The organism is Eubacterium sp. 14-2 (genome assembly GCF_000403845.2).
In the GTDB taxonomy this organism is placed as follows: Bacteria; Bacillota; Clostridia; order Lachnospirales; family Lachnospiraceae; genus Petralouisia.
The window spans coordinates 66,068-91,074 of sequence record NZ_KE159569.1 but is presented as its reverse complement, the minus strand read 5'-3'; the positions used below and the strand labels follow the sequence as shown (position 1 = coordinate 91,074).

Sequence of the window (25,007 nt, the reverse complement as noted above, 5' to 3'; positions counted from 1 at the left end):
AAGCGGCGGGGATGCCCAGACTGGGATGGAATTGGAAGCAGATGAGGCATTGTCCCAGGAAGCTGAAGAGGGAAGCGACGCAGAAGCAGCCGTAAATGGCGAAGACTCCCAGACGGATATGGAAACGGATGCAGATGGGCAGCAGTCACAGGATACAGGAGAAACAACAGAAGATAATGAATCGGAGATGGCTCCGGAAACAGAGCCGGAAACGGATCCTTTTGCACCTGTTCCGATTCCGCCGGAAGATATCGAAGCGCCCGGACATGAAGTAATTATCGAAAAACCGGAGGAAGGCGCCGAATTCCAGATTTACCTTGCCAGTGCAGGAAGCTTTGATGCGGCAAGGGAGGACGAACGCGATATCCTGATTACAGATGCAGACGGGTTTGCTGCTTCCAAGGATCTTCCTTATGGACGTTATGTGGTACACCAGACAAAGGGGCAGGAAGGACAGGCATTCATTCCGGATTTCATTGTATATATCCGTACAAACGATCAGACCTATTCCTATATCCTGAACAATATAACAAAGGCCAGCCTTATCCGTGTAGAAAAGCATGATGCAGAAACCGGGAAAATTATTCCTGCAGCCGGTGTCGGGTTTCAGGTCCGTGACCTGTCTACAGGCGAACTGGTTGCAGAAACAATTTATTACCCGACGCCTGTTATAATCAACACGTTCTTTACCAATGAGGAAGGATGGCTGATGCTTCCTAATGAGCTGCCGCATGGCCAGTATGAACTGATTGAGGTGGAAACCTGCTATGGCTATGTACTGGACAGCGAGCCGGTTCCTTTCACGGTGGACGGGACACAGGATGTGGTGGTAGTTGAAAAGCATAACATGCCGCAGAAGGGTAAAATTGTTGTTGCAAAGAACGGCGAAGTGTTTGCTTCCGTCACGACATCCGATGGGGCCGACAAGGATGGGGTGGAAGTCCTTTACCAGCCGGTTTATGAAATCCATGGCATGGAGGGGGCAGTCTATGAAATCCGTGCGGCAGAAGACATTATTACGGCGGATGGGACATTGCGTGCTGAAAAGGGCAAAGTGGTGGATACTGTTACAACCGGTCCTGGAGGCGCTGTTTCCAGCAAAGAACTGTATTTGGGCAAATATGAGATTGTTGAAACAAAGGCTCCTTACGGTATGGTGCTGAACAAAGAGCCGCATCAAGTGGAACTGGTGTATGCAGGGCAGGAGATTGACCTGACGGAAACAGCCGCCGGCGTTTATAATGAACGTCAGAAGGTAGAACTGGGTCTGGAGAAGACGTTGGAGCTGAACGAAGCATTTGGCATTGGCAATAACAATGAGCTTGCCAACATTACGTTTGGCTTGTATGCAGCAGAAGATCTTACTGCAGCAGATGGTTCTGTCATCCCGGCAGACGGGCTGCTTGAGGTTGTAAGCGTGGATACAGACGGCAGGGGCGTTGCCAAGACTGATTTGCCGCTGGGCAGTTATTATCTGAAGGAACACAGCACGGATGCGCATTATCTTTTAAGTGATGCCAAGTATCCTGTAGTATTTGCATATGGGGATCAGGACACGGCAGTTGTGACAATTGCAGCCAATGACGGTGAGCCTATTGTCAATGAACTGGTTTATGGTTCCATATCCGGTAAGAAGCTGGATGAGGATGGGGAAGGCTTAGGCGGAGCCAAGATTGGCCTGTTTGCACCATCTGCCGAGGAATTTACAGAAGAGGCTGCAATTTTAGTGGCAACTTCCGATGAGGATGGTTCTTTCCGGTTTGAGGATGTCCCATATGGACTGTGGATGGTACGGGAAATCGAGCAGCCGGAGGGCTTTGTACTTTGCACGGAGCTTTTCCCTGTTGCTATTAATGAGGATGAGCAGGTCATTGAGGTGGAAATTACCAATGAGTTTATCCGTGGGAACCTCCATCTGACGAAATTTGACAAAGATTATCCGGAAAATAAGCTGAGTGGGGCTGTATTTGAAGTATACCGTGACGTCAATGGGAACAAAGAGCTTGATAAGCATGATGAGCTTCTGGGTACCATGGAGGAAACCGAGACGGGCCAGTATGAGATGCGTGACCTGCTTTACGGCGGCGTGCTTGTCAAAGAGAAAACCGCGCCGGACGGCTTCTATCTGGATGAGAATGTTTATTATGCCATGATTGATACAGATGGGGAAACTTATGAGATAGAGAACGAAGCTGGCAAAGGATTTTACAACCAGGCCCACAGAGGAAACCTCAAGATTGTAAAAACTTCCTCTGACGGCCGCGTGGAGGGCTTTTCATTCCGCGTGGTTGGGGACAATTATGACCAGACATTCCAAACGGATGCCAGAGGTGAAATTTTTATTGAGGACCTGCGTGTCGGCAGATATACGATAACCGAAGTGGAGGACAGCGTCAGTGCAGGGTACAAACGTCCGGATCCGGTAACAGTGGAACTGGTAGTGGATGAAACCCTGACGGTCAATGTACATAATGATAAGATTACTGTGGATGTGCCGAAGACAGGAGATGCTTCCAATCTGTGGCTGTGGTTCGGTCTGATGGCAGCAGGAGCTGGAGGCATCGGAGCTTGTGCCTATAGTCTCAGAAAGCGTAAAAAAGGACTGAGATTCCACAGTAAGCGATAAGATTTCCGGTATTTTGTATGAAAGTAACTAAGAGGAGCCGGCAGGATGATTCCTGTCCGGTTTCCTCATTTTAGAAAGAATTTGGAGGTAGAAAGCCATGAGAGTAAAGTATAAAAAGCATGTTTTGCTGTTTCTGACCATGATGTGTATGTCCTCTTTCTCTGTAAGACCGGTTTTTGCACAGCCTCAGGGAACCAATGGCACCGAGCTGCAGGTTGCCCAGCCTGAACAGCTGGAGATTCAGTTGGGGGCGGAGTGGGCAGGAGTGGAGTTCCAAATGAAGACTGATGCCGGATTATATCCGGATACCATACCTGTAGGTCAGGATGGGGTACTCCGCCTGGAAATTGGCGGCAGTAAAGAGTATGTTCTGACCTGTATGAATTCCTCTGCAAAAGCTCCTTCCCCGACGCAGGCCCCTGCCACAACAGAAAGCCCGTCAGAAGAACAATCAGAAGAGATTGTGACAGAACAGCCGGAAGAAATCACAACAGAGCAGCCGGAGGAAATTACAGCAGAGCAGCCGGAAAAGGCAGAAGATGCTTTGGTTGCAGGCATACCAGTGCTTCATCTTTGCCTTTTTATCGGAGGCATGATTCTTGCGGTGGGTGGATTGGTTACGATGCATATTATCAAAAGGCGTAGAGAAGATGAGAGTGGTTACGAGTACGATGAGGAGGAAGAAGAATAGCCTCCAGACTGAGACAAAAAGCTAGATATAAACCTAATAGGAATAAAATACAGAATAAAATATAATAATATTCTCAAAAGGCTTGACATCTAGCGATTGATTTGCTATACTAAAACCGTGGCAGGGGCTTGCGTTCAGGCTTTCGGTACGTTTGGTATAGCGTCAGACTTATCCGGAGGAGGGTAAGGAACCGTTACGGATTTTGCGCACTGAGCGAATCCACAATAACGCAAGCCACAACTGAATATGTAGGCCGGAAGGCTGCTTAAATACTTACAGAGTCAAATGTTGGACGAGACACCCAAACGCCAACGCACTGGCTCTGTATGCTTTTTTCGCAGAGCTTCCGGCTTTTTTTATATAAAACGGAGGAATATAGATGAAGAATAAAAACAAAAAGAAAAAAAGAAAGGGATTTCAGGCAGGCAATATGCGTTGCCCCTATTGTGGCAGCACGGTAGTGTACCGGAGTGCAGACGGTATTTATTATGACAACAGTAAAGGGATGATGCTGTATGTGTGCAGCCATTACCCGCAGTGTGACGCCTATGTGCGTGTCCATGCAGGTACCAGGATTCCGGTAGGTAGCCTTGCCAATCATGAGCTGCGTACACTCAGGAGGACGGCGCACCAGTATTTTGACCAACTCCATCAGTCTGGGTACATGAGTAAACAGGATGCATACCAGTGGCTTGCGGATTTGATTTCAGCCCCACTGTCGGAGGCCCATATCGGGCATCTGGGGGAATATTACTGTAAGCAGGTGATTGAAGAAAGCCGCAGACTTCTGGAACAGTGTAGAGGAAGGAAAAATAAGAAACAGTTCCGCATGGTGAGAGGAGGTGCAGCATCATGACATTAACGGTCATACAACAAAGAAAAGTGGAGGAGAATATGGGCCTGGTACATCAGGTGATTAAGGATAAAGTACATGGTTACAATCAATGGGGATTCTATACTTATGACGATCTGTTTCAGATTGGGTGCGTTGGCTTGTGTAAAGCGGCAGCGACAGATAAGGGCGGGACTTTTTCCACTTATGCATATCGGCTGATTTGGCATGAAATATGTGATGCATTGATTCAGTCAACCAAACGGTATTCGGATGAAATAACCGCTGATGTGACGCCATATAAAAAGGTGGAAACCGAGAATGGGGAATTTTTAAGCGGGCTTCGTATAGATTTGTTCCAGGCGCTCAGTTCTGCCAGAAGAGAGGCGCCGCCCTCAACTGCCAAAGGGATAGACGCAATGGTTATGATGTCCCAGGGATACACCAGCAGTGAGATTGGGGAGCGTATGGGAGCTTCAGCGAAGCTGGTGTGTGCATGGGTGTCAAAGGCACGGAAGTTTTTGAAAGAACGTCCGGAAACAGAGGCGATTGCCGTCTATCGTTCTTAAAGCGAAAAAGGGATGCTGGAACCATAAGGTTTTCAGCATCCCGCTTTTTTTAGTTACACGACAGTAAAGTGAGGATTGTTATGAGGAGATTATTGAAAAAGACAGGAAATTGGCTTTTTCCTGCAGTTGTGATGCTTTTTACATTTTTATTTTTGAAGTATATGTTTTTGTTAGGGTACGTGCCAACGGAATCTATGGAGCCGACATTGAAAAGAGGCAGTTATATCATTGGATGCCGAATATATTCTGATTTGGAAGCAGGAGATATCATTATATTCCGACATAATGGGAAACTGCTTGTGAAACGGATTGCTGCAGTCGCAGGTGAAACGATTGAAAGAAATGGCGCCATTTTGACAGTTCCGGAAGACTGTTATTATGTTCTGGGGGATAATGCGGAACATTCAAATGATTCTCGCTTCTGGTTGGAGCCGTTTGTGGAAGGGAAGCATGTGGTGGCAAAGTTATTTTGTTATTAGGGTTGAAACGGATGAATGCGATAAGCTTTGTAAATAAATTATTTTTGCTAACTGGCTAGAATTGCAATTCATCCGTGTGTTCCTGACCACCAGCCTAATATATACCAGTTTAAATTGTATTCAAATTTTCCTGCATCATCAACAGGAATTTCTCAGCAGGTTTGGAAAAGACCTGATATTTTTTCCAGATCATATACATCTCAACTTCAATTTTTGGGGTCAGGGGGCGGAAACATAGCTTACTGTCGCCGGAAGTATTGATGATCCTGTCAAAGCAAATGGCGTATCCCAATCCTTCTTCCACAAGCAGGGAAGCATTGAACAGCAGGTTATATGTCATAGTGATATCCAGTTCCGAGAGGCGGCGCTTCATCCAACGGGAGATCCTTCCTCCCTCTGTTTCCTGCTGTGAAATCAGTAATGGCTGATCCCACAGATCCTCCGGGGAGACAGATTCTTTTTCTGCCAGTGGGGAGTCCTTTGGCATCAGTACACCCCAGATATCCTTTGACGGGAGCTTTAATGATTCATATTTGGTGGAATCCGGAGTTCCAAATATAATCCCAAAATCAATCAGCCCTTTATCAAGCTGTTCTTTGACAAAGACAGCATTGCCGCTGGAAATATGGTAATGGATTCCCGGATAAAGCTTTTTTAAATTTCCGGCAGCTTTTGCCAGCAGGCGCATCCCATCTGTCTCACCTGCGCCAATATAGACATCCCCGATCACAACATGGTCGGAGCAGGTAATCTCATTCTCTGTTTTCTTTACCAGGTCCAGGATTTCTTCTGCACGTTTCCTGAGAATCATTCCTTCTTCCGTCAGCGTGACCTTGCGGGAACCCTTTGTGCCGCGGATCAGCAGCTGTTTTCCAAGCTCCTCTTCCATATTTTTAATCTGCGTGGACAGTGTGGGCTGGGAGAGATGGAGAGACTCGGCGGCCCGTATGATGCTTTGTTCTCTTGCGATGGCAAGAAAATATTGCAATACCCGTATTTCCATATTGACGCTCCTTCTTATTGTTCTGATCTGTTTACAACGCTATTTTTATCTTTAAAGGAAGCTTTGCCTGAGGATACCTCTATGCCATTCGGCAATATTAAAGAAACCCGAAAGGATACCTCTATGCCATTCAGCAATATTAAAGAAACCCTGAATACATCCTAACACGAATTTCAATAGGTTTCAACTATGAAAATGGATTATATATAAATATTTGCTATTTTACTTATACAGGTTTATATTGGAACTATCAAAAACATCAGGGGGTGGTAATATGATGGCCATAGGAAGCCGGGAAGCTGTCATACAGAACCTGGAAGATGCCGGATGCGAGCCTGGAATGATTGAGGACTTTCTGGGATGGTTTGATAAAGGGCAGCAGGAGAAGCAGCTTGAGCTGTTGGGACATCACAGGGAGAGTCTGCTTGGCAGGGTCCATAAGGATGAAAAAAGGATTTCCTGCCTGGATTATCTGATCTATCAGATTCAGGGAAAACCGGCAGGAAAAAGATAACTTTAAGAGAAAGAAGGAAGAGAAAATGAGTAAAAAAATATTAGTGGTTTCAACCAGCCTGAGAGCGGACAGCAATTCGGATTTGCTGGCAGAGGCTTTTATGAACGGCGCCAGGGAAGCGGGCCATAAGGTGGAAAAAGTGAGCCTGAAAGATAAAACCATTGGGTTCTGCAGGGGCTGTCTGGCTTGCCAGAAAACAGGGAATTGTGTCATCCAAGATGATGCCGGTGGAATTGTGGAAAAGATGCTGCATGCGGATGTACTGGTCTTTGCCACACCCGTTTACTATTATGAGATGAGCGGACAGATGAAGACTCTGCTTGATCGGGCAAATCCTTTATATACCGCAGATTATGCGTATCGGGCTGTGTATCTTCTGGCGACAGCGGCAGATGAGGACGAACATGCCATAGATGGCGCAAGGAAAGGATTGGAGGGATTTATAGCCTGCTTTGAGAGGGCATATCTTGCGGGATGTATCTTTGCAGGCGGCGTTGACGCTCCGGGAATGGCAAGAGGACACAGCGCTTTGGAGAAAGCCCATGAAATGGGGAGGCAGGTATGAAGATTTTAGTGTTAAATGGAAGCCCCCGCCCAAACGGGAATACGGCGGCTATGGTAGATGCCTTTGTGGAAGGTGCAAAAGAGAATGGGCATGAAATCATTGTAGTGCCAGTATGCCAGAAGAAAATTGCAGGCTGTCTGGCCTGTGAATACTGCCATACCAAAGGAGAGGGCAGGTGTATCCAGCAGGATGATATGCAGGAAGTCTATCCGGTTCTTTCGGAGGCAGAGATGATTGTGCTGGCCTCGCCAGTGTATTATCACAGCCTGACGGGACAGCTTCAATGTGCCATTAACCGTATTTATGCTCTGGACAAACCGGCAAACCTGAAAAAAGCGGCGCTGATTTTAAGCTCTGGGAGCAACCAGGTATATGACGGGGCGATCTATGAGTACCAGAACTCATTTCTGGATTATCTGCAGCTGGAAAATATGGGAATCTTTACAGCATATGACAAACAAAACAAATCAGAAGAAAAACTGGCAGAACTGAAAGCCTTTGGAAAAAGTTTAGTTTAGAAATTGTTTAGATATTCTTGTGAATTCTTTTATCCTGCCATGCTAATCTGAACACAGAGCGGAATGTGAATGGATAGAAAGCCGGCAGGAAAAGGAGAACATAGAAAGTGACCATTAAGAAAAAAATCAGATTGTCCAATATTATGATGGTTCTGATACCGATTCTGTTTACATCGGTTGTGCTCATTGTGTGCCTGAATACCTCTCTGGGAAGCTACTGGCATACTTTTATGGATATGTACAGCGATGAGAATGGAATGCAGTTTGCCCAGAGCATGATCTATAACTACCAGCAGGAGCTTTGGGAAAACAACTGGGGACAGTGCCCGGAAATGGATGGCTGCCAGGCGGAGATCCGGCATAGTGATGAAATGACACATCTGGAACATAAACTGTCCGGACTGGGCTACCGTTTTATGATTACAAAGGATGGAGAAAGAATCTATTCCAACCTGTCCGAAGAAGATCTGGATACGGCCCGGTCTGTGGCAGGAGATGCCATTGATTATGCAAAAATGCTGACCGCCAGCCGGTATGAGGTGTCCGTGATCAAAAGCACTTTCTGGCACGGGGAAAGTATTTTCTGTATTACGGCTGTCCACCCACAGGAAACCGACGGAACGATGGTAAATTATCTGAAAAACGGCATCCTGCGTTATCTGGCCGGCATCCTGGTTCTTTTTGTAGCTCTGACTGTGTGTATCAACGGTGTTCTTTCCTGGTGGATTTCCGGCAGTATTTTAAAACCTCTTGGGAAATTGAGCCTTGGCACAAAAGAGATCCGGGAAGGAAACCTGGATACGCCTATGCAGTATGAGAAAAGGGATGAGTTTGGCCAAGTGTGCAGGGATTTTGATGAGATGCGCATTTACCTGCAGGAGTCTGTACAGCAGCGGCTGAAGGATGAAAAGCGCAGACGGAACCTGATCACTGGGATCTCCCATGACCTGCGGACGCCATTGACTACCATTATGGGATATCTGGACGGACTTTTAGACGGCATTGCGGACACACCGGAAAAACAGCTTCGTTACCTGCAGGCCATAAAGACAAGGACCGGGAATCTGGTCAGCCTGGTAGACAGCCTTTCTGAATACAGCAGGCTGGATGCCGGTTTCCGGTATCATATGGAGGACACGGATTTTAAAGATTATGTGGAAAAGTATCTGGAGCTTGTGCGTCCGGATATGGAAAACCAGCAGGTACAGATTGCATATTCCTGTGGGAAAGGAAGTTTTTCGGTCAGGCTGGACAGAGAAGAATTTAAACGTATCTTTAATAACCTGTTTGCCAATACGGTGAGATACCGGAGAAAAGAAAATTCGAGAGTCCTTATTTCCATGAAAAGGAAACTGGAAGGGAACTGCCTGGAGCTAGTATTCCAGGATGACGGCCCCGGAGTGCCGGGGGAGTGCCTGGAACAGATATTTGACAGCTTCTACCGGGTGGATGATTCCAGGAACAGCGCAGAAAAAGGAAGCGGCATCGGGCTGGCGGTGGTGAAAGAAATCATCCTCGGTCATGGAGGAACCATAAGAGCAGAAAACAGGGGAGGGCTGGCAGTGATAATCAACATTCCGGTTATAGATGGAGAGAGGGAATACGGGAAGAATTAGGGAAAGGAATCACCTGCGATGGAGAGGATACTGATTATAGAGGACGATGAGCTGATTGCGGAACTGGAGAGGGATTATCTGGAAGCGAATGGATATGAGACGGATCTGGCCTTTGACGGAATCATAGGAGAGCAAAAGGCAAAAACAGAAAAATATGACGCCATTCTGTTGGACGTGATGCTCCCCGGCAAAACAGGGTTTGATGTCTGCAGGGAGCTGCGTAAAAGTCTTCGGCTGCCTATCATTATGGTGACAGCTAAAAAAGAGGATATCGACAAAATTCGGGGATTGGGACTGGGGGCGGACGATTATCTGGTAAAGCCGTTCAGCCCTACGGAGCTGGTGGCCAGGGTAAAATCCCATATCTATATTCATAACCTGCTTTCCACCACGGAAGAAGAGGAACAGCAGGAGACAGAGATTACCTACCGGAATCTGACGATCCTGCCGAAATCAAGGAGAGTCTATCTGGATAAAAAGGAAGTCATACTGGTCAATAAGGAATTTGAGTTGCTGTTGTTCCTGGCGGAGAATCCCAATCTGGTGTTCTCAAAGGATACCCTGTTCGACCGGGTGTGGGGGATGGACTCCCTGGGAGATGCGGCAACCGTGACGGTACATATCAACCGCCTGCGGGATAAACTGGGGAAAAACGAATCAAAGAATCAGTTTATTGAGACCGTATGGGGAGCAGGCTATCGGTTTCGGATTGATTAAGGTTATGGGAGGAGGGATGCTTTGATGAAAAAGAAATATTTGCTTTCTTTTGCATTACTGTTGTCAATCGTGTTTTCCGGCTGTGGGCGGAATGCGGAGGATCCTGCTGCGGAAAGGCCGGAAATAAATGAAAGCAGTGCAGAGGTGGTACAGGACAGACATAAGGAATCGGATTCCGAAATGGAGAGCGGTGCAGCAGAAATATCGGGAACAGAAGAATTGCCGGAAAACACATCAGAAGATATGGCAAATCGTGCTCCGGAAGCATCAGCCGCAGAAGGCCAGAACGAAGAGACAGATACGCCGGTGGTATATATGACAACAGATTTAAGCAGTCAGGGACTCATGGATATTTACCAGGCGCTGTCTGCATCTCCTTCCGGCAAAATTGCCGTAAAGCTCTCTACCGGTGAGCCGGGCAGCAATTACCTTCGGACGGAACTTATTGGTGAGCTGGTGGAGTCTCTGGAGGGAACTATTGTGGAGTGCAATACCGCCTATGGAGGTTCCAGAGCAAATACAGCCATGCACTATCAGGTGGCAGAGGAGCATGGATATACCGCCATTGCGGATGTGGACATTATAGATGAAGAGGGTTCCATGACGCTTCCGGTAACGGGCGGGGACAATCTAACGGAAAATTATGTGGGGGCACATTTCGCGAACTATGATTATTATGTGGTGCTGTCTCATTTTAAAGGACATTCTATGGCAGGGTTCGGAGGGGCAATCAAAAATATCTCCATTGGGATTGCATCTTCGGAAGGGAAATCCCATATCCACAGCGGCGGCACAGGCGGGAGTATGTGGGGCGGCAGTCAGGATGCCTTTCTGGAATCCATGGCTGAGGCCGGGAAATCGGTTGTGGACTATCTGGATGGAAATATTCTGTATATCAATGTGATGAACCGTCTGTCGGTGGACTGCGATTGTGACGGAAGCCCTGCGGAGCCGGATATGCATGATATTGGTATTTTGGCCTCCTACGATCCGGTGGCGCTTGACCAGGCCTGTGTGGATCTGGTCTATGAGGCAGAGGATGGGCAGTCACTGATCGACCGGATAGAATCCCGCAACGGCCTGCACACTTTGGAGCAGGCGGAAAAAATCGGTTTGGGATACCGGGAATACAGGCTGGTAAGTATAGATGGCTGATATGCTGCACCGTGAGGCGGTTTATCTCTGGTATTATTTCAGTGTCCAGCTGGAGCAGATTTTTAAATACTGGGTATTGGGAATGGTGTTGGGCAGCCTGGTCTCCGTTTTCCTGAAAGACCGCATTCACAGTGCGTTCCGTTTTATGGGCGAAAAGCGGTTGGGGATTTTGGGGATTGTCATCGCCAGTGCATTAGGGATTGCCTCGCCTCTTTGTATGTACGGGACAATTCCTATTGCCGCATCTTTTTCAAAAAGCGGAATGCGGGATGATTGGCTGGCGGCTTTTATGATGAGTTCCATTCTGCTGAATCCACAGCTGCTGATTTACAGCGCAGCCCTGGGAGCGACCGCTCTGGCAGTGCGTCTGGTATCCTGTTTTTTATGTGGCATTTTTGCCGGAGGGCTGATACGGCTCTTTTACCGCAACCGGTCCTTTTTCTCTTTTAAAGGTTTTGAGGAAACAGGGAGCAGGGATACAGATTCCAATCTGCTGTTTCGCTTTCTCAAAAATCTGGCCAGAAATGTGAGGGCTACGGGATGGTATTTTCTGGCGGGTATTGCTTTATCTGCATTGTTTCAGAGGTATGTGCCTGCCGATACGGTAGCCGGGTTATTCGGCGGCAATGAGGCATTCGGCGTCCTGATGGCAGCAACCATTGGGGTTCCCCTATATGCTTGCGGCGGGGGAACCATACCGCTTTTGCAGGCGTGGCTCATGGACGGCATGAGTTTGGGGAGCGCCGCAGCCTTTATGATTACCGGGCCGGCTACAAAGATCACGAATCTGGGAGCGGTAAAGATTGTGTTGGGAATAAAGCGGTTTACACTATATCTGGCATATATCATGCTATTTTCTTTTCTGACCGGGCTGATGGTCAATTCTATATAACTTTGGAATGGAGGACAATCGATGGAGTACAGAATAAACAAAAGGACAGGCGACCATACCAGTGTGATCGGTCTGGGAACAAGCTATATTGCAGAAGCGGAGGAAAAAGAGGCAATCCAGGCACTGGAATATGCTTATGAAAATGGCATCAACTATGCTGACCTTGCCACAGCTGATGCAAAGACATTTATCTATTATGGGAAAGCCTTTTCATCCGTCAGGAAAGATATATACTATCAGGTACATTTTGGCGCAAATTATGAAAGCGGCGCATATGGATGGACTACGAATGTTGAGACAATCAGGCGTTCCGTGGATGCCAAGCTGACAGCATTGCATACTGACTACATAGACTATGGGTTTATCCACTGCCTGGATGAAGAAAAGGACTGGCAGGCTTATCAGGAGGGAGGTGCTCTTAAGTATCTTTTGGAGTTAAAAAAGCAGGGAGTGGTACGGCATATCGGGCTGTCTTCCCATACACCGGGCCTTGTGACAAAGGTACTGGATGCCGGAATCGTGGATCAGCTGATGTTCTCCATCAATCCTGGATATGATTACAGACATGGAGACTATGCAAACGGCAGTACCGAAGAGCGGATGTCGATGTACCGCAGATGCGAGGCGGACGGGGTGGGCATTTCCGTGATGAAACCCTTTTCCGGCGGGCAGCTGCTGGATGATAAAACATCGCCTTTTGGCAGAGCGCTGACACATTACCAGTGCATCCAATATGCATTGGATAAGCCAGGAGTGCTGACGGTGCTGCCGGGTATCCGAACTGCGGAGGATGTAAAAAATCTGTTGGGATTTTTTGGGGCTTCTACCGAGGAAAGGGACTACTCCATTATCGGTACATTTACGCCAGGGGAGGCTGTGGGAAACTGTGTGTACTGTAATCATTGCCAGCCCTGTCCTGCAGGCCTGAATGTGGGACTGATCAATAAATACTATGACCTGGCAGTGGCGGGGGATTCCATGGCAGAAAGGCATTATGGAAATCTGGAGAAGAAAGCCTCCGACTGCACAGGCTGTGGCCATTGTGACAGGAGGTGCCCATTCCATGTAAGGCAGGGTTCCAGAATGAAAGAGATTGCTACCTATTTTGGAAAGTAGGGGAACGCAGTCAGGAGTATGAAATGAGAAAAATAAGATTGAAATATATTATATATGCTATTTTGATTTTGCTATTCGCGGTAATCATTATTCTTGTGATACTTTTCCAAAGAAACATACGGACGGCTGCCAGTGTAAGAAAGCTGGAGGATGGTCTGTATTCCATGGAATATAAAGGTGATTATAGGCTTGATTTGTTTCTGGAACAGGGCGGTGCGGCTGATGACCTGGCGGTAGCAGAATTTGTGATACAGGATGTGTTTCACGGTCTGTTTCCTGTGGATTTAAGGGGCACATCCTTTGGTTGCAGCACCATTTCTGCCAGGACATCCGAAGGTGAGGCGGTATTTGGCAGGAATTTTGACTGGGGAACCTGCACGGCGTTGATTGTACAGACACGTCCGGCGAAAGGATATGCATCTGTCTCCACGGTCAATATGGATTTCCTAAACCTGGGACTTCGTATGCCGGAAGAAACGCAGATGCGCCTTTTGTCAGTGGCGGCGCCTTTTGCCCCTATGGATGGGATGAATGAAAAAGGATTATGTGTGGCGGTTCTGATGATTCAGGACAGTCCGGGATTCCAGCAGGATACAGGGAAACCGGATCTGACCACAACAACAGCGGTACGTCTGCTGTTAGATCAGGCGGCTGACGTAGAGGAAGCCGTGGAGCTGCTCTCCCAATATGATTTGCACGCATCTGCGGGAATGATGGTACATTTTGCCCTGGCTGATGCCACAGGACATTCTGTGGTGGTTGAGTATATTGACAATGAGATGTCAGTAACAGAAACAGAGGTTGTCACAAACTATTACCTCTCTCCCGGAGAAAAATATGGTATTGGGACGGAAGAATCCAAAATCCGGTATGCCATGCTGAAAGACCTGCTGCAGAGCAGTTCTTCATTGGATATGGATGGGATACGGGATGCGCTGGACAGCGTAAGTAAGCACAATTTTGATTCCGAGTTTGCGTCTACAGAGTGGAGCATTGTCTATAACCAAAGTACCGGGGAGGCACGTTATTACCATAGGGAAAACTATCAGAAGTATTATTCTTTTATAGCAGGCAGTCCATGATAACGCCAGAAATAGTAAGGAAAGAGTCAGAAGAAAAGGTTATCCGCAGCAAAAAATAAACAACAATAGTAGGAGGAAAAGAACATGAGCGGACATATTTTAGAATTATCACAGAATGTGAAGAGGAAAAAAGTAGTTTACAGGAACCGGTATGGGTTGGATATCACAGGAGAACTGTACTTTAAAAAAGGAATCTCTCTGGATCAGAAACATCCTGCCCTGATTATCGGTGCGCCTTATGGCGGGGTGAAAGAACAGGGGCCATGTGTATATGGCAACGAACTGGCACAGAAAGGATTTATTGTGCTGACCTTTGACCAGGCCTTTATGGGAGAATCCGGGGGCTTTCCCAGAAATGTGTCATCACCGGATATCTTTGTGGAGAATTTTAGTGCGGCGGTGGATTTCCTGGGACTGCAGAAGTTTGTAGACAGGGAAAGGATCGGTGTGATCGGTATCTGTGGTTCCGGCGGTTTTGCACTTTCTGCGGCACAATGCGATACCAGAATCCGTGCGGTTGCCGTTATGAGCATGTACGATATGAATGTGGCGGTCAGAGGGAATATGAACAAGGAAGAACTCCAGGCTGTAAAGGAACGTTTGTCAAATCAGAGGTGGCTGGATGCCGAAAACGGATACCCGGAATACCTGCCGGGATTTCCGGAGCAGCCAATAGACAAGGTGCCGGAGGATATACCGGAGCCGGGAGCAGAGTGGTTCCGCTTTTATGCCTTGAAAAGAGGACATCATCCAAATGCCAGAGGCGGTTTTACCACTACCAGCGAGCTGGCGATTATGAATTTCCGGCCCTTGGATTTCATTGATGAAATATCACCCCGTCCGATTCTGTTCGTGGTGGGAGACAGGGCACATTCCCGGTTTTTCAGTGATGCAGCTTATGAGCGGGCCTTGGAACCAAAGGAAATGCTGGTTGTGGAGGATGCGGAGCATATCGACCTGTATGACCGGAGAGACCGTATCCCCTTTGACAGACTGGCAGAATTCTTTACAGTAAATATGCATTGACAAAAAAGGATAGCCCAGATGGATATAAGATTTTAGAAAATGATATGGATTATAAGGAGGAAAAATGGCAGTAAAACAGACCGCAGGCAGAGACGCTCTGGGCGAATTTGCCCCGAAATTTGCACAGTTAAATGATGATGTATTATTTGGAGAAGTATGGAGCAGGGAAGATAAGCTCTCTTTGAGGGACCGCTCCTTGGTGACAGTGGTTTCCCTTATGGCTCAAGGACTTGTGGATTCTTCTTTTCAGTTCCATCTGGCCAGTGCGAAACAGAATGGAATTACCAGAACAGAAATCGCGGAGATACTGACTCATGCGGCGTTTTATGCAGGATGGCCCAAAGCATGGGCAGCATTTCGGATGGCGAAGGAAGTCTGGGCAGAAGAATGTTCTGAATCGGATGCGAAGTCCGCACATGCAGCGTCCATGCTGTTTCCCATAGGAAAGCCCAATGATGCGTTTGCACAGTATTTTACCGGGCAAAGCTATCTGGCTCCCATTTCTGCCGATCAGGTTGGGATTTTTAATGTGACCTTTGAACCCGGCTGCCGCAACAACTGGCATATCCATCATGCAAAGAGTGGGGGAGGACAGATTCTGATCTGTGTCAGCGGACGTGGATACTATCAGGAGTGGGGGAAAAAGGCGCAGGAGTTATTCCCCGGTGATGTAGTAAATATTCCGGCAGGCGTAAAACAATGGCATGGGGCGACGCCTTACAGCTGGTTTTCTCATTTAGCTGTTGAGGTTCCGGCAGAAGAAGGTTCCAATGAATGGCTGGAACCGGTGGATGAGGATGCTTATATGTGTGCATTGTGCTGAGAATGAAAGTATGTAAAATTGGTTGTTTCAGAACAGGAAATACTCTAAATTGCTGAAAATACCAGTTTGGCGTGAGTGACAGATAGAATTCTGCTGTTCATGTCAAACTGGTATTTTTGCGTGAATGGATGTTTTATGAACAGGTGATAAAAGTGATAAATACATAAAATATATAGATAATTCCTATTCAAATAAATAAAGTATAAGTATTTGCTATTTATATGCTATCTTGTTACGATATATTCAGGATTGGAAAACAAAAAGGAATTGAGAAATCTGCAAGAATTCATTTAGAAATTGTTTATTTTTCTGTTAGCTGGATGTTATCTGAGACAGGTAAAGTATACCTTGTCGGACGGAGTCCGCCAGTCCCACAGGGACGTAAATTAGGGGATGCCCGAATGGGTATACCCTATAGGGCACACGTAGTCACAGAGAGGGAGGACGGAAAATGAAAAAAAGATTCTATATATGTCTGCTGCTTGCGCTGGGAGTATCGGGCCTGATGTCAGGATGCGGAAAAGATTTTGGAAAGCGGACAGAGATAAACAGCCATGACGAGGAAAGCAGGGCAGAGGAAGAAATGGTCAAAGAAGAGACGGTAAACGGAAAAGAAAGCAGAGACCAAAATGCAATCCGGATTGCACCAACATCTGAGGTCAGGGAACTGGAAACCGGGCTGTCGATCGTCCGATATGAAGGGGAATATGGATTTGACGCATTTTTAGAGCAGGGAGGAGCCGGTTCGGATGCAGATGTTGCAGCATATATCACTTCATTGCTGGATCAGGAAATCCATATGGAAGGAAGTCCTTTCGGATGCAGTACCCTGTCGGTAAAAAATCAGACAGGAGGATACCTGTTCGGAAGAAATTTTGACTGGAACACCTGTAATGGATGGATTGTCAGCGCCAGACCGGAAAACGGGTATGCTTCCGTTTCGACGGTAAACATGGATTTTATCCGGGCAGGCGGAGTAGACCTTTCACAGTTACCGGATTCGGCGCAGGCTTTTGTCTCCCTGTATGCACCGTTGGATGGCATGAATGAAAAAGGGCTGGCGGTTTCCGTGAACATGATTCAGGACTCACCAGGCATCAGCCAGGACAGCGGAAAGCCTGCTCTTACCACTACAACAGCAGTCCGGCTATTGCTTGATCGGGCGGCAGATGTGGAAGAAGCGCTGGAACTCTTACAGCAATATGATTTCCACAGTTCTATGGGAATGATGGTGCATCTGGCTATCGCAGATGCGGACGGCAGGAGCGTGGCAGTGGAATATGTGAATCATGAAATGGTTGTGATCGAGACGCCTGTTGTCACGAACTTTTATCTGGCTCCGGGAGAAAAACAGGGAATCGGTACCGCCCAGTCCCATACCCGGTATGAAATCCTTACGGGAACATTGGAAGAACAGGGGGAGATGACAGAAACTGGGGTGCGGAATGCACTGGACAGTGTGAGCAAAGATAATTTTGGTGACTCCCAATCTACAGAATGGAGCATTGTGATGAATCAGGAGACAAAGGAGCTGATTTATTACCATAGAGAAAATTACGGAAGGGCATATGTTGTTCCGGTGGAATAGATGAAGTCGCAAAGAGATTTTAGCCTTTAGTGCCATCGCACAGCGATTTTAACAGGAGGAAGCGCCCTATGGGCACAAGGTGAATTGACACGGAGTGGCAAGAGAAGGCGGCCTGGGCCGTACCTGTATGCCAAAATACATGACAAAAAGGAGGAAATTATGAATTACTTAAAAACTTTATCGGATTTATACAGATTAAAAAAGAATGCGAAGTTAAGTGCAAAAAAGATGAAATCCCTGCAGGATGGAAAATTGCGTAAACTTCTCAGATTCGCATGGGAACATTCCGCTTACTACCGGTCAGCTTTTGAGGATGCCGGAATTACAGAAGAACAGTTAGACACACTGCCACTTTCATGCTTTCCAACCATTGACAAACAAAAGTTTTTGGAACATTTTGATGAACTGGTCACAGTGCCTGATTTAAAGCAGGAAAGCCTGCGGGAATTTGATGCAGGGGAAGCTGTAGACCGAAAGCCCTATCAGGGAAAATACCATGTCGTCCATTCCTCTGGCAGCACCGGGAAGCCTGGGTATTTTGTATATGATGAAGATGCCTGGAACCAGATGCTGTCCGGTATTATCCGGGCGGCTCTATGGGGGATGTCCATGCTCCGGATTTTGAAGCTGCTGATAAAACGCCCCAGGATTGTGTATATTGCAGCCACGGATGGGAGATACGGTGGGGCTATGGCAGTAGGAGACGGCATTGATGGAGTAGGCGCCAGCCAGCTTTATCTGGACATCAAGACACCGGTTACGGAATGGATTAGGCAGCTAAAAGAATTCCGGCCCAACATTGTCATTGGTTATCCATCGGCGGTTAAGATTCTTGCGCAGTTGATGGAGGACGGGGAAGTCAGCCTGGATGTGGAACGGGTGGTTTCCTGCGGCGAGCCGTTGGGGGCAAGTTTACGGAGCTGGCTGGAAAAGATATTTGGGACGCAGGTTGTCAATTTCTACGGCGCCAGTGAGTCCCTGGCTCTGGGAGTAGAAACGGATCCGGAGGATGGGATGCTTCTGTTTGACGATATGAATGTCATTGAGGTGGAAAACGGAGTGATGTATTTTACCTGCCTTTATAATTACGCACAGCCGCTCATTCGCTACCGTCTTTCCGACCGTCTGACTTTGCAGGCGCCAGAAGAAGGGGAACAGCCATTTACCAAAGCGGTAGGGCTTCTGGGAAGGAATGAAGATGTCCTTTGGTTCGAAGATGGAAAGGGAAACCGGGAGTTCCTTCATCCACTGGCGATTGAAGGGTTCTGTATCGAAGGGCTGAAAGATTATCAGTTCCGTCAGACCACGAAAGATACCTTTGAAATGTACGCAGAGATAGAACATGGCGCATCCAGGGAGCGGATCAGGCAGGAAATGCTGCGGCAGATGGGAGAAATCCTGACCGGGAAAAAATTAGACTATGTGCAGTTCTATGTGAATTTTGTAAATGAAATCCTGCCGGATATCCGGACGGGGAAGAAACCTTTGATCTTAAAGGGAAAGGTGGCATAACAAATGGCAGATACCATATTACAGGGAGAAAAGATTACAAAAATTTTTCATCAGGGAAAGGCAGAAGCAAAAGTCCTTGACGGAATTGACATCAAAATATATGAAAAAGACTTTACGGTTATCATGGGGCCATCGGGAGCCGGGAAGTCCACCCTTTTGTACAGTTTAAGTGGCATGGATCAGATAAACGGGGGGCATGTGCTTTATCGGGGCAGGGAAATCAGCAGCCTTTCGGAAAAACAGATGGCAAGGCTCCGGGCAGAGGAATTCGGGTTTGTATTCCAGCAGACTCATCTGGTCAGCAACCTGACACTTTTGGAAAATGTGCTGGTGGCAGGGTATGTGGGCAGGAAGGACAGTGCAGAAAAAGTAAGGGAAAGGGCAAAGAACCTTCTGCAGCAGATGGATGTGGAGGAAGCCAAAGACAGGCTTCCTGCCCAGGTATCCGGGGGCGAAGCGCAGAGGGCGGCTATCGCCAGAGCCATGATCGGAAGACCAGGGCTTCTGTTTGCCGATGAGCCTACAGGCGCTTTAAACCAGGCAAATACCCGTGAGGTTTTAGGGCTTTTGACTGACCTGAACAGGGAGGGCCAGAGCATCCTGATGGTGACACATGACCTGCGGGCTGCATCCAGAGGGAACCGGATTCTATATCTGGAGGACGGAAAAGTCTGTGACGAACTCTCTTTAGAGCCTTACAATGAAATGGAAGAAAAGCAGCGGGAAAGAGAGGTCAGCCAGTGGCTTTCCGGGCTTCGCTGGTAGGAGGTGTATGGTCAAATGTTGGAAAATCGAATGATAATCCGGGCAGGAGTGAAAAGAAATAAGGGAAGTTTTTTGGGGATCGGAATCCTTCTGCTTCTGGCGGCGCTTTCTCTGACAGCCGTACTGATAACTGTCCTGGCAGGAAACAGCTATATACGGGATGAGATGGAGAGGTTGGGCTTTGGAGACCTTACCGCATGGGCATCGGATGTGCCGGATATAGAGTTTTTGATGGAAAGCATACGGGAGCAGGAAGGTGTAGAGGCGGCGGAGGCCCAAAGGCTGATTTTTTCCGAATATGAGGCAAACGGTGTGGAATCTGACAGCCAGGGGCAGATGATTCCCTGGACGCTTTCAGGCAGCAGGTACCGCTTTTTTCAAAATAACCTTTCCGGCTACCGAGAGGCTCCGGAAGAAATCGGGGGACAGGAAGTGTATGTTTCCCCTTCCATGAAATCCATGATGGATCTGGAACCTGGCGACACGGTTACCTTTCCCATAGCCAGAGGTGGAAAAACGATCAGCCTGACGGTGGCAGGGTATTATGAAGACCCCTTTATGGGCAGTTCCATGATTGGGATGAAAGGGTTTCTGATATCGGAGAAGACTTATGAAGAAATAGGTTCCGTCATAGAAGAAACGGGGATGGATGCCCTGGCCAGGGATGGGCTTATGATCCATATTCAGGCGGAGGATGGCATTACGGTTTCGGAAGTAAACAGAATCCTGGTGGAGAACACGCCTCTTTCCATGTATACGGAATTTATCCACAGTGCGGATACGATGGCAGGTTTTATGGGGATTCTCCAGAATGCTTTTTCTGCAATATTAGCGGCTTTTGCGTTAGTGCTGTTTGGAGTGGCTATGGCAGTGATGGGGCACAGTATTTCCGGTCTGGTGGAGCAGGAATGGAAAAATCTCGGTATTCTGAAAACCATGGGTTATACCGGAGGGCGGCTGACGGGGCTGTTGACAATACAGTATGGGGCTGCTATGGGAGGTGGCGTTATTCTGGGAATGCTTCTGGCGGTTCCGGCAGCAGGGCTGATCAGCCGGATGACGGTCACAACTACGGGTGTTCTGATTCCAGTTCATTTTCCGGTTCTGCCCTGTATGGGGGTATTCGCTATTCTACTGCTGGTTCCGGTGAGTTTTTGCATCCTGCGCCTTCGGAATATCAAGAGGATTGCTCCTATGGCTGCTATCCGTGGGGAATTGGATACCGTATCTGCGTCAGAAACGAAGTTTTTCCGTAACGGGATACGCTCAGGCGGGCTTTCTTTTCATCTGGCGCTGCGGCAGGTCCTGACAGGCAGGAGGCGTTACATGGGCACCTGTCTGGTAGCAGTATTTCTGGTATTCTTTGCTTCCCTGGCAGGCCGGATGAATGGCTGGCTGGGAGAGGATGGGAAAGGAATGATGGATGCCTTTAACCCGGCAGACCTTGACCTGGGGGTGCAGGTTTTAGGGGAACCTGGGGCTGAAGAAATGGAGCAGATGGTACTTTCCTATACGGATATTACAGACAGCTATCTGCTGGCCATGCCCAGTGTTTCCGTGAATGGAACGAATTACACGGCAAATGTCATTACAGAGCCGGAACGGTTCCACATCAGCAGAGGGCAGACCAGTATGGGGGCAGACCAGGTAGTTCTGACAGAGGCACTGGCATCCGATCTGGGAGCAGATGTGGGAGATTTCGTTACGATACGGGGAAATAAAGGCAGCGGGGAGTTTACGGTTTCAGGGATCTATCATTGTGCCAATGATATGGGGGCGAATCTGGGAATGAGCAGAGAAGGCTACCTTTCCATCGGGGAAGATGACAGCCGTTTGTGGTGTTATCATTATTTTCTGGAAGATCCTTCACAGAAACAGGCCATTACCGAAGCTCTGGAACAGACCTGGGGCGGGGATGTCCATGTCCATGAAAATTCCTGGCCGGGACTGTCTGGGATTATTTCTGCCATGCATATGCTGATTTTTTTCCTGTATGGAGTGAGCGCTGCATTTATCTGTGTCGTGACTGGAATGGCAGGAACAAAGATTCTGGATGCGGAGCAGAAGGATATGGGAATCTATAAATCCATCGGATGTTCTGTCAGGATGCTTCGATTCTCCTTTGCTTTCCGCTTTGGAATTGTGGCAGCAGTCGGGGCAGTGATCGGGACACTGGCTGCTATGGGATTCACAGACCCTGTGGTATCCACTGTTATGCGGCTGGCAGGAATCAGCAATTTCGCATCGGGGAATACGCCTGGAAGCGTCCTCCTTCCGGGGAGTATGGTAATACTTTTATTCTTTGGGTTCGCCTGGCTGTTATCAGGCAGGATTAAAAAAGAGGACATGAATGTGCTGACAGCGGAAACATGAAAGGTTTTGTATCAGACAGGAAAACTGAGACGGAAGGCAAACAGGAATGAAGACAGGCAGGAATAAGGAAAGGATGAAAATAAAATGAAAAACAACAACTACAGAACAAATATGGGAAAAAGGATAATGGGATTGATGGCAGCAATAGCGCTTTCTGCTTCACTTTTGGCAGGGTGCGGCCAGAGCAATAGAGATGCGGAAAGTGTAAGGGACACCGTATCCATCGGAGAGGAGGGGACGGAAGCACAAAGACCGGAAAGCAATACCGGAACAGGCGATTTTTCTGAAAATAGTATAGATACAGGGAATATAGAAAATCAGACTGGCGGGGATCAGACAACGGAAAGTGGAGGTACACAGCTGGAAGTCCGGTTCGGGGATAGCGGTGAGCCATTTATGATGACGCTTTTAGACAATGAGACTGCCGCAGCTATTGCGAGGTATGTAGGAACTTCTGACTGGAGGCTTCCTATCTATGAACGGGATGCAGATGCGGACTACAGCGTGCTGCAGTATTATGATATTCCCAGCAGGTATGAGATTCCCTCCAATTCAGAAACGGTGACAGAAGCAAAGGCAGGAGACGTATTTTATTCTGATCCGAACCGCATCGTATTATTTTACCATGATGCAGAGATTTCAGCAGAATATACAAAGATCGGCACATTTGAGGCGACAGAAGAATTTATAACGGCAGTGGAAGAAAATCCGGTACTGGAAGGATGGGGAAATAAGATTATCCAGATTTCACAGCCGTAAATGAAGAGCAGAGTGAGGAATGGGTATTATTTCTTATTTAAAAGCAGAATTAAAGGTCATTCGTGAAAGAGATCCTGCAATCAAAAGCAATCTGGAGATTATCCTGTATCCCGGATTCAGGGCGGTTTTGTATTATCGACTGGCTCATAAGCTGTATCTGAGAAAACACTTTTTTCTTGCAAGATGGATTTCACAGCGGACAGCAAGAAAAACCGGGATTGAAATTCATCCGGGTGCAGTGATCGGAAAAGGATTTTTTATAGATCACGGCAATGGCGTGGTCATTGGGGAAACTGCGGAGATTGGAGATAACGTCACAATGTATCATGGAGTTACCCTTGGCGGGATAGGAAAAGAGCAGGGGAAGCGCCATCCGACAATCAAAGATAATGTGGTCATTGGCACAGGTGCTAAAATCCTGGGCAACTTTACTGTAGGCGAAGGCGCCAAAATCGGGGCAGGAACCGTTGTACTGAAGGAGGTTCCTGCTGGAGCCACGGTTGTTGGCGTTCAGGGACGGCTTGTACAGGAAGGACAGTCAACAAAAATTTACCATAGTCAGAAGGGGGAAGGAGCATGTCGATTTTTAAGGGAGCCGGCGTAGCGATTATAACACCGTTTCGTGAAGACGGAGGTATCAATTATACAGAGTTTGACAAGCTGACAGAGTTTCAGATTCAGAACGGAACGGATGCCATTATTGTGGCAGGCACCAGTGGGGAAGCATCTACGCTCACACATGGAGAACATCTGAATTTGATTCGGCATTGTGTCAGAACTGTGGCAGGAAGGGTGCCGGTGATTGCGGGAACGGGATCGAACTGTACTGAAACAGCAGTGAAACTTTCTGTGGAGGCAGAGAGAGCGGGAGCAGATGGTGTTCTGCTGGTCTCTCCTTACTATAATAAGGCAACCCAGAATGGGTTGTACCAGCATTTTAAAACAGTAGCTGAAGCTATTCAGATTCCGATACTGTTGTACAATATTCCAAGCAGGGCGGGATGCAATATTCAGCCGGAAACGATAGTCAGACTGTGCCGTGAGGTGGAAAATATTGTAGGGGTAAAAGATGCAGGAGGAGACATTTCCCAAACAGCAAAACTTTTGGCTCTGGCAGAGGGTGAAGTGGATGTATATTCCGGCAATGACGATCAGATTGTACCTGTTCTTTCGCTGGGTGGGAAAGGCGTTATTTCGGTGTTGTCTAATGTGATACCCAGGCAGACGCATGATATCTGCCAGCTGTATTTTGAAGAAAAGACAGCGGAGAGTGCTGCGCTGCAGCTGCAATCTATGAAACTGATTGAGGCTTTGTTTTGTGAAGTGAATCCGATTCCGGTAAAAAGCGCCCTGAATCTTATGGGATTTGCGGCAGGTATACCGAGAATGCCTCTTACAGAGTTGGAAGAAGTAAATAAAAGAAAGCTGGAGCAGGCAATGAAAGCATATGGCATATTAGGATAAGAGGCGTTAGTAAGGAGGAAACATATGTCTACAACATTAAATATTTATCTGGGTAGTTTTGATATAATCAAAAAATTTGAATCTGCCATTATAAGTATGAAAGGGAAATTTGCTTTATGCTCAGGACATTATGAGGTAGAGGCCAGATCTGTTATGGGAATTCTCAGCATGGATCTTTCCAGACCGCTACAATTAAAGATTTCCAATACAACAGAAGCTAATATAGAAATATTGAAGCAATATTGCATTAAGGATTACAGTAATGAAAGGTAAACAGCAGGAGTCGGCAACATGGATTTTTGGGATGCTGGCTCTTGTTTTT

25 protein-coding genes are annotated in these 25,007 nt (G+C 47.4%); 24 read left to right on the top strand and 1 reads right to left on the bottom strand.

What is annotated here, in order from left to right; genetic code table 11:
• The first annotated feature begins 25 nt into the window (after positions 1–25).
• The 5 genes from C805_RS25615 (at position 26) to lepB (ending at position 5,197) form a co-directional block, all read left to right on the top strand.
• Positions 26–2,626, top strand: a complete 2,601-nt coding sequence (locus C805_RS25615; protein ID WP_051135872.1) for a SpaA isopeptide-forming pilin-related protein — start codon at positions 26–28, stop codon at positions 2,624–2,626.
• Between the two features lie 97 nt (positions 2,627–2,723).
• Positions 2,724–3,317 carry a hypothetical protein gene (locus C805_RS24305; RefSeq protein ID WP_016216716.1) on the top strand — a complete coding sequence of 198 codons (594 nt, stop codon included), beginning with the start codon at positions 2,724–2,726 and terminating at the stop codon, positions 3,315–3,317.
• 379 nt (positions 3,318–3,696) lie between these two features.
• Complete coding sequence (locus C805_RS24300; RefSeq protein WP_016216715.1) at positions 3,697–4,173, top strand: DUF3268 family zinc-finger domain-containing protein; 477 nt, start codon at positions 3,697–3,699, stop codon at positions 4,171–4,173.
• Positions 4,170–4,718 carry a sigma-70 family RNA polymerase sigma factor gene (locus tag C805_RS25610; RefSeq protein ID WP_016216714.1) on the top strand — a complete coding sequence of 183 codons (549 nt, stop codon included), beginning with the start codon at positions 4,170–4,172 and terminating at the stop codon, positions 4,716–4,718. The genes C805_RS24300 and C805_RS25610 overlap by 4 nt, the downstream gene beginning before the upstream one ends.
• A 92-nt stretch (positions 4,719–4,810) precedes the next feature.
• Positions 4,811–5,197 carry a signal peptidase I gene (gene lepB, locus C805_RS24290; protein ID WP_022751495.1) on the top strand — a complete coding sequence of 129 codons (387 nt, stop codon included), beginning with the start codon at positions 4,811–4,813 and terminating at the stop codon, positions 5,195–5,197.
• A 109-nt stretch (positions 5,198–5,306) separates the two neighbouring features.
• Here the strand turns inward: lepB and C805_RS24285 are convergent, their stop codons facing one another.
• Positions 5,307–6,200 carry a LysR family transcriptional regulator gene (locus C805_RS24285; protein WP_016216712.1) on the bottom strand — a complete coding sequence of 298 codons (894 nt, stop codon included), beginning with the start codon at positions 6,198–6,200 and terminating at the stop codon, positions 5,307–5,309.
• A 274-nt stretch (positions 6,201–6,474) separates the two neighbouring features.
• Here C805_RS24285 and C805_RS24280 point away from each other — a divergent pair, with 274 nt between their 5' ends.
• From C805_RS24280 to C805_RS24190, 19 genes are all read left to right on the top strand, one after another.
• Positions 6,475–6,714: a hypothetical protein gene (locus tag C805_RS24280; protein WP_016216711.1), complete on the top strand. Its 240-nt coding sequence runs from the start codon at positions 6,475–6,477 to the stop codon at positions 6,712–6,714.
• A gap of 25 nt (positions 6,715–6,739) precedes the next feature.
• On the top strand, positions 6,740–7,279 hold the full coding sequence (locus tag C805_RS24275; RefSeq protein WP_016216710.1) for a flavodoxin family protein: 540 nt from the start codon (positions 6,740–6,742) through the stop codon (positions 7,277–7,279).
• Positions 7,276–7,797: a flavodoxin family protein gene (locus C805_RS24270; protein ID WP_016216709.1), complete on the top strand. Its 522-nt coding sequence runs from the start codon at positions 7,276–7,278 to the stop codon at positions 7,795–7,797. The genes C805_RS24275 and C805_RS24270 overlap by 4 nt, the downstream gene beginning before the upstream one ends.
• 107 nt (positions 7,798–7,904) lie before the next feature.
• The gene (locus tag C805_RS24265; protein WP_016216708.1) at positions 7,905–9,413 is read left to right on the top strand and encodes a sensor histidine kinase; all 1,509 of its coding nucleotides are present in this window, start codon (positions 7,905–7,907) and stop codon (positions 9,411–9,413) included.
• An 18-nt stretch (positions 9,414–9,431) separates the two neighbouring features.
• Complete coding sequence (locus C805_RS24260; RefSeq protein WP_016216707.1) at positions 9,432–10,130, top strand: response regulator transcription factor; 699 nt, start codon at positions 9,432–9,434, stop codon at positions 10,128–10,130.
• Positions 10,131–10,154: 24 nt separating this feature from the next.
• A complete protein-coding gene (locus C805_RS24255) occupies positions 10,155–11,285 on the top strand; it encodes a DUF362 domain-containing protein (RefSeq protein ID WP_016216706.1) in 1,131 nt (376 codons plus the stop codon).
• Positions 11,278–12,177, top strand: coding sequence for a permease (locus tag C805_RS24250; RefSeq protein WP_016216705.1), 900 nt, complete (start codon positions 11,278–11,280; stop codon positions 12,175–12,177). The genes C805_RS24255 and C805_RS24250 overlap by 8 nt, the downstream gene beginning before the upstream one ends.
• Before the next feature lie 21 nt (positions 12,178–12,198).
• The gene (locus C805_RS24245; protein WP_016216704.1) at positions 12,199–13,293 is read left to right on the top strand and encodes an aldo/keto reductase; all 1,095 of its coding nucleotides are present in this window, start codon (positions 12,199–12,201) and stop codon (positions 13,291–13,293) included.
• 23 nt (positions 13,294–13,316) lie between these two features.
• Positions 13,317–14,375, top strand: coding sequence for a linear amide C-N hydrolase (locus tag C805_RS24240; RefSeq protein ID WP_016216703.1), 1,059 nt, complete (start codon positions 13,317–13,319; stop codon positions 14,373–14,375).
• 84 nt (positions 14,376–14,459) lie between these two features.
• Positions 14,460–15,401 (top strand): alpha/beta hydrolase, encoded by a 942-nt coding sequence (locus tag C805_RS24235; RefSeq protein ID WP_016216702.1) that lies wholly within the window; start codon positions 14,460–14,462, stop codon positions 15,399–15,401.
• A 64-nt stretch (positions 15,402–15,465) separates the two neighbouring features.
• The gene (locus tag C805_RS24230; RefSeq protein ID WP_016216701.1) at positions 15,466–16,224 is read left to right on the top strand and encodes a carboxymuconolactone decarboxylase family protein; all 759 of its coding nucleotides are present in this window, start codon (positions 15,466–15,468) and stop codon (positions 16,222–16,224) included.
• Positions 16,225–16,675: 451 nt separating this feature from the next.
• The gene (locus C805_RS24225; protein WP_016216700.1) at positions 16,676–17,812 is read left to right on the top strand and encodes a linear amide C-N hydrolase; all 1,137 of its coding nucleotides are present in this window, start codon (positions 16,676–16,678) and stop codon (positions 17,810–17,812) included.
• Between the two features lie 159 nt (positions 17,813–17,971).
• Positions 17,972–19,324, top strand: a complete 1,353-nt coding sequence (locus C805_RS24220; RefSeq protein ID WP_016216699.1) for a phenylacetate--CoA ligase family protein — start codon at positions 17,972–17,974, stop codon at positions 19,322–19,324.
• Between the two features lie 3 nt (positions 19,325–19,327).
• On the top strand, positions 19,328–20,089 hold the full coding sequence (locus tag C805_RS24215) for an ABC transporter ATP-binding protein (protein ID WP_016216698.1): 762 nt from the start codon (positions 19,328–19,330) through the stop codon (positions 20,087–20,089).
• A 15-nt stretch (positions 20,090–20,104) separates the two neighbouring features.
• Positions 20,105–22,462: an ABC transporter permease gene (locus C805_RS24210; RefSeq protein WP_016216697.1), complete on the top strand. Its 2,358-nt coding sequence runs from the start codon at positions 20,105–20,107 to the stop codon at positions 22,460–22,462.
• An 84-nt stretch (positions 22,463–22,546) separates the two neighbouring features.
• Positions 22,547–23,221: a cyclophilin-like fold protein gene (locus C805_RS24205; RefSeq protein ID WP_016216696.1), complete on the top strand. Its 675-nt coding sequence runs from the start codon at positions 22,547–22,549 to the stop codon at positions 23,219–23,221.
• 19 nt (positions 23,222–23,240) lie between these two features.
• Positions 23,241–23,825 (top strand): serine O-acetyltransferase, encoded by a 585-nt coding sequence (gene cysE / locus C805_RS24200; RefSeq protein ID WP_016216695.1) that lies wholly within the window; start codon positions 23,241–23,243, stop codon positions 23,823–23,825.
• Positions 23,798–24,685 carry a 4-hydroxy-tetrahydrodipicolinate synthase gene (gene dapA, locus C805_RS24195; protein WP_016216694.1) on the top strand — a complete coding sequence of 296 codons (888 nt, stop codon included), beginning with the start codon at positions 23,798–23,800 and terminating at the stop codon, positions 24,683–24,685. The genes cysE and dapA overlap by 28 nt, the downstream gene beginning before the upstream one ends.
• A 24-nt stretch (positions 24,686–24,709) precedes the next feature.
• Positions 24,710–24,958 (top strand): hypothetical protein, encoded by a 249-nt coding sequence (locus tag C805_RS24190; protein ID WP_016216693.1) that lies wholly within the window; start codon positions 24,710–24,712, stop codon positions 24,956–24,958.
• Positions 24,959–25,007: the final 49 nt, after the last annotated feature.

Bases quoted from the DNA above. Each gene is read 5' to 3' on its own strand.
- C805_RS25615 (WP_051135872.1), top strand. From the start codon at position 26: ATGGAATTGGAAGCAGATGAGGCATTGTCCCAGGAAGCTGAAGAGGGA.
- C805_RS24305 (WP_016216716.1), top strand. From the start codon at position 2,724: ATGAGAGTAAAGTATAAAAAGCATGTTTTGCTGTTTCTGACCATGATG.
- C805_RS24300 (WP_016216715.1), top strand. From the start codon at position 3,697: ATGAAGAATAAAAACAAAAAGAAAAAAAGAAAGGGATTTCAGGCAGGC.
- C805_RS25610 (WP_016216714.1), top strand. From the start codon at position 4,170: ATGACATTAACGGTCATACAACAAAGAAAAGTGGAGGAGAATATGGGC.
- C805_RS24285 (WP_016216712.1), bottom strand. From the start codon at position 6,200: ATGGAAATACGGGTATTGCAATATTTTCTTGCCATCGCAAGAGAACAA.
- C805_RS24280 (WP_016216711.1), top strand. From the start codon at position 6,475: ATGATGGCCATAGGAAGCCGGGAAGCTGTCATACAGAACCTGGAAGAT.
- C805_RS24275 (WP_016216710.1), top strand. From the start codon at position 6,740: ATGAGTAAAAAAATATTAGTGGTTTCAACCAGCCTGAGAGCGGACAGC.
- C805_RS24270 (WP_016216709.1), top strand. From the start codon at position 7,276: ATGAAGATTTTAGTGTTAAATGGAAGCCCCCGCCCAAACGGGAATACG.
- C805_RS24260 (WP_016216707.1), top strand. From the start codon at position 9,432: ATGGAGAGGATACTGATTATAGAGGACGATGAGCTGATTGCGGAACTG.
- C805_RS24255 (WP_016216706.1), top strand. From the start codon at position 10,155: ATGAAAAAGAAATATTTGCTTTCTTTTGCATTACTGTTGTCAATCGTG.
- C805_RS24250 (WP_016216705.1), top strand. From the start codon at position 11,278: ATGGCTGATATGCTGCACCGTGAGGCGGTTTATCTCTGGTATTATTTC.
- C805_RS24245 (WP_016216704.1), top strand. From the start codon at position 12,199: ATGGAGTACAGAATAAACAAAAGGACAGGCGACCATACCAGTGTGATC.
- C805_RS24240 (WP_016216703.1), top strand. From the start codon at position 13,317: ATGAGAAAAATAAGATTGAAATATATTATATATGCTATTTTGATTTTG.
- C805_RS24235 (WP_016216702.1), top strand. From the start codon at position 14,460: ATGAGCGGACATATTTTAGAATTATCACAGAATGTGAAGAGGAAAAAA.
- C805_RS24230 (WP_016216701.1), top strand. From the start codon at position 15,466: ATGGCAGTAAAACAGACCGCAGGCAGAGACGCTCTGGGCGAATTTGCC.
- C805_RS24225 (WP_016216700.1), top strand. From the start codon at position 16,676: ATGAAAAAAAGATTCTATATATGTCTGCTGCTTGCGCTGGGAGTATCG.
- C805_RS24220 (WP_016216699.1), top strand. From the start codon at position 17,972: ATGAATTACTTAAAAACTTTATCGGATTTATACAGATTAAAAAAGAAT.
- C805_RS24215 (WP_016216698.1), top strand. From the start codon at position 19,328: ATGGCAGATACCATATTACAGGGAGAAAAGATTACAAAAATTTTTCAT.
- C805_RS24210 (WP_016216697.1), top strand. From the start codon at position 20,105: ATGTTGGAAAATCGAATGATAATCCGGGCAGGAGTGAAAAGAAATAAG.
- C805_RS24205 (WP_016216696.1), top strand. From the start codon at position 22,547: ATGAAAAACAACAACTACAGAACAAATATGGGAAAAAGGATAATGGGA.
- cysE (WP_016216695.1), top strand. From the start codon at position 23,241: ATGGGTATTATTTCTTATTTAAAAGCAGAATTAAAGGTCATTCGTGAA.
- dapA (WP_016216694.1), top strand. From the start codon at position 23,798: ATGTCGATTTTTAAGGGAGCCGGCGTAGCGATTATAACACCGTTTCGT.
- C805_RS24190 (WP_016216693.1), top strand. From the start codon at position 24,710: ATGTCTACAACATTAAATATTTATCTGGGTAGTTTTGATATAATCAAA.